The 3,821-nt window shown below is 70.2% G+C and carries 4 protein-coding genes; 3 read left to right on the top strand and 1 reads right to left on the bottom strand.

Translation table 11 applies throughout. The features are described 5' to 3' along the window. The first annotated feature begins 211 nt into the window (after positions 1 to 211). The 3 genes from DEIPI_RS0104075 (at position 212) to DEIPI_RS0104065 (ending at position 2,760) form a co-directional block, all read left to right on the top strand. Entirely contained in the window at positions 212 to 1,420 is a 1,209-nt protein-coding gene (locus tag DEIPI_RS0104075; RefSeq protein ID WP_027480941.1) for a hypothetical protein, read from the top strand. Positions 1,421 to 1,703: 283 nt separating this feature from the next. After that, positions 1,704 to 2,129, top strand: a complete 426-nt coding sequence (locus DEIPI_RS0104070) for a hypothetical protein (protein WP_027480940.1) — start codon at positions 1,704 to 1,706, stop codon at positions 2,127 to 2,129. Positions 2,130 to 2,253: 124 nt separating this feature from the next. After that, a complete protein-coding gene (locus tag DEIPI_RS0104065; RefSeq protein ID WP_027480939.1) occupies positions 2,254 to 2,760 on the top strand; it encodes a hypothetical protein in 507 nt (168 codons plus the stop codon). A gap of 62 nt (positions 2,761 to 2,822) precedes the next feature. Here the strand turns inward: DEIPI_RS0104065 and DEIPI_RS0104060 are convergent. After that, positions 2,823 to 3,821: MFS transporter (locus tag DEIPI_RS0104060; RefSeq protein ID WP_027480938.1), on the bottom strand; the 999-nt coding region annotated here is incomplete at its 5' end.

Below are 3,821 nucleotides of genomic sequence, written 5' to 3'. Positions count from 1 at the left end.
GACGCGGACGCGGCGCTCGGCGCGCTCGACACCGTGTTCTGAGCCAGGGTTCGCGGGGAGGGGCCGCACGGTGGCGGCCCCTCCCCGCTTTGCTCCCGCCCTGTCTAGGCAGAGGCAGCGTGGGGCGGCGCTGCGGCGGGTAGGGTGGAAGCGGTTCCGGTGACGCTCCGTGTCCCGCCATATCCAGGGTCGCTGGAACGGAAAGGCCTGCATGTTTCGACCCGTGTTCCGGTCCGTCCTTCTCGCCGCCCTGACCCTGCTCGCCTCGTGCGGTTCGGTGCGGCGTCCGACCGCTCCGGCGCTGGACGCCGCACCTCCGGCGAACCTCTCGGCACTCGCCGTCAACCCCTACGGCGAGTGCCCGCTGGAAGGTTGTACGGGGCGGCACGACGTGTTCTCCTTCGCGCCGATCTTCCTGAACGCCATGTCCGGAAGTCCGCTCGTCACGGGCCTCCTGCGGGAGGCGAGCGGCAGCGCGGACATCTCCACGGCCCTCGACCTGACGGCGAGCGTGGTCACGTCCCGCTGGCACTGGAACTCCTCCAGCTTTCAGGTGATGGTGCCCCTCAGACGCGACCCGACGGTGATCCTGCGCTTCGAGATGGTCGGCCCGGGAAGTTCCTCGAAGACGTCCGCCCCACGACCGTTCGATACTGGCCTCGTGAACTCCTCGGTGATGCTGGGCCGTGTGGACCACAGCGCGTACGGATACGACCGAGTCATCGTCGTGCAGGCGCAGAAACGCGTCGCGCATACCCTGATCCTGTCCGGTCAGGGCAAGGTGATCGGAGCGGACGTCGACGTGCCGCTCGCGGTGCGGCCCATGGCGCAGGCGCTCCCCGTCGGCGATCCGCGCCTCTCCGCCCAGCCGATCGCCGTCGTCCGCACACGTCGTCCTCCGGCACGCGCGCTGAACATGACGGACCTGACCTACGACGACGTCGATCCGCGCTGCTACCAGGACCAGCCGAACGGCGGCATGAACGGCCAGACCATCGTCGTCTGCCCCAACCCGCTCCCGCCTCGCTGCCCGGACCTGGACACCATGTCGCTCACGCGGGCGAACGTGACGTACGCGTCCGCCTGCGCGAAGCCCGCTCCCACGACGAAGCCGTGCCCGGAAATTCCGAGGGAGTTGACGCAGGCCCTTCGCAATGCGGAGGGAACCCTTGGGGCAGCCTCCACCGGCATGATCGCGGCTGCGAATGGGCTCGCTACGGCACGACTCGCCTTCTCCCAGGCCGGTTGCGGTTCACCCAATCCAATTGACAAAGCCAAGTGCGTGATGGCGATTGGAAGTGTTGTCACTGCAGGTGCCATCTTCGCGGTCGCCTCTTATGTCCTGAAGAATGCAATAGATCAAGTCAGTATCGCAAAAGCGGCGATCGCGGATTGGCGGTCGAGAAGTCCATGCTACTGAACGAGTATGCACACGCTTTTTCTTTCATCATGAGCGTTGTTCTGCTTGTCTTCGGTGGGGCCATCTTTGTGTCCTCCACGAGGAGGAGGGACTGGGTAGGAGCCTGTATTGGTCTCATCGCTGTTTATCTCGCCATCAAAGCACTAGAGGCTTGAAAGAGGGGGCTGCCCGTGGGCAGTCCCCTCTTTCACCTACCCTGTCTAGGCAGAGGCGGGGGCCAGTGTCTCGGAGACGGCTACGGTGGACGGCGGGCGCGGCCATGCCGCGTCCGGGAGGTGAACGTATGATCACGACTTCCGCCGTCCTGCTGGTCACCGTCGCGCTCGTGAGCGGCGCGGGCCTGTTCCTGATCCGTGAGGCCGCACGTCACCGGGCCGTCCTCACGGGCGTGGTGGGCGCGCTCCTCGCGCTGCTGCCGTGGGCGCTGCTGCTCTTCTCGGGGCCGGACCTGCGGTCCCAGAAGCCCGCGCCGATCGAGACGCTGCTGGGCTTCGCGCAGCTCGTCCTGTCGCTCGTCTTCGTCGTCGTGAGCCTCGCCGGGCGCGTGCGGGCGACGTGGCCGTCCCTGGTCCTGCTGCTCGCCGCGACCTTCGCGGACGCCCTCGTCTTCCTGCCGGAACTGACGCGCGAGGCGCTCGGGCTCGTCCTGACGCTCACGGCGCTCGGCGCCCTGCTCATGAGCCGGGAGCGCGCGGAGACCGCAGGCTGACCCGGCGGGCGTGACGAAGTTCGCCCCTGGGGCGGGCGATTGAAAACTTCTTCACGGCGTCAGGCGGGCGTCAGACGACAGGCGGATCGTGAGGAGGCTCATTCCCGCCTCAGGAGGTCCAAACATGAACGCACGCGTCCTCATCCTGCCCGTCCTGCTCGCCCTGGGCGCCGCTCAAGCGCAGAGCACGACCGCCCCCACCGCCCCCACCACCACGACCACCTTCGACGTGAAGGCGAACCTCGCCACGCTGAAGTCCCTCGCGGCGGGCGGCGCGACCGTCACCGTCGTCGACAAGGAGGGCAACCCCCTCGCGACCGTGCAGGCCGACGGTACCCTCAAGATCACGGACGGCGCGGACCTCTCCAGGGCCGCGGCCGTGACGGTGCTGCCCAAGGGCGCCGCCGAGGGCGCCGAGCCCACCAGGTACACCCTCACGACCACCCTCGATCGGGAAGGCCAGCCGAAGGTGACCGTCACGAACGCCGCCGGGAAGGACATTAGCGTGGCCCTGCCCGCCGCCGTGAACCGCGCCGCGCAAGGCGCCCAGAAGGCCGAGACGCCCGACGCGCCCGACACGGACGACACGGCCGCCACCGCTCCCGCCGGGAAGGGCAAGCCGAGGAAGTAACCTCGCGCGCCCGTGGATTCGGACGTCGGCCTCCCCCACCGGGGAGGCCTTCTTCCTTCCCCTCAGCCGGCGCGCGCCGCGCCGGGCTCCTCACGCGGGAGGCCGCGCAGCTGCAGCGCCAGCCCGAGCGCCGTGAGCGCCCCGAGCGCCGCGAACGACAGCCACGGCAGGGCGGGCTGACCCAGCGAACGGCCCGCGTCGTACAGGAGCCCGCCGATGGCGTTGCCGACCGCGCCGCCCACCCCGAGCGACAGCGCCCCGAAGCCGAAGTACGCGCCGTACAGGCCGGGCCGCGCGAGCCGCGCCGTGAGGGCCTGCTGCGTCGGGAAGGTCAGCATGCTGCCCGCGCTGAACACCGCCACGCACGCCAGCAGCGTCCAGAACGCGCCCGCGAACGCGAGTCCGCCGAGGCCGAGCGACACGAGGACGACGCCCGTCACGAAGATCCGCTTGGCGCTGAGGTGCCGTTCCGCGAGGCGCAGCAGGGGGTACTGCAGCAGCACCGCGAGGCCCGCGTTCACGCCGTACACCCAGCCGACGGCGCCCGCGCCGTGCAGTTCGGTGGCGCGCAGCGTGACGGCCACGTTGAGCTGCGTGGACAGCACGAAGTAGCCCGCCGCGAGCGCGGTGAACGTCACGAAGCGTCGGTCGCGCACGACCACCCCGAGCCCCGCGAGGCCCGCCTCCTTCCCACGCGTCTCCCCCGCCCCGCGTCCGCCGGGCAGGGTCGCCGCGACGAGCGCGAGCGCCACGAGGTACACGGACCCCGCGACGAGCGCGACGAGCGCGAAGCTCACGCTGTTCAGGAGGGCGCCCACGAGCGGACCGACGACCATGCCGACGTTGCCGGACACGCCCATCACCGAGAACACGCGGGAGCGCGATTCGGGCGTGGTGAGGGTCGTGACGGCCGCGTTCTTCGGCGCGTCGAACAGCGCGCCGCCCACGCCCGCCACGACCGACGCGAGCATCAGCGCCCAGAAGCCGTTCGCGGGACCCATCATCGCGAAGCCCACCGCGCGGATCGCGAGACCCGCGACGATCAGCCCGCGCGCCCCGAG

Source organism: Deinococcus pimensis DSM 21231 (assembly GCF_000519345.1).
GTDB classification, from domain to species: Bacteria; Deinococcota; Deinococci; order Deinococcales; family Deinococcaceae; genus Deinococcus_A; species Deinococcus_A pimensis.
Note: the sequence above shows the minus strand (reverse complement) of the source record. Positions and strands in the feature narration are given on the sequence as shown.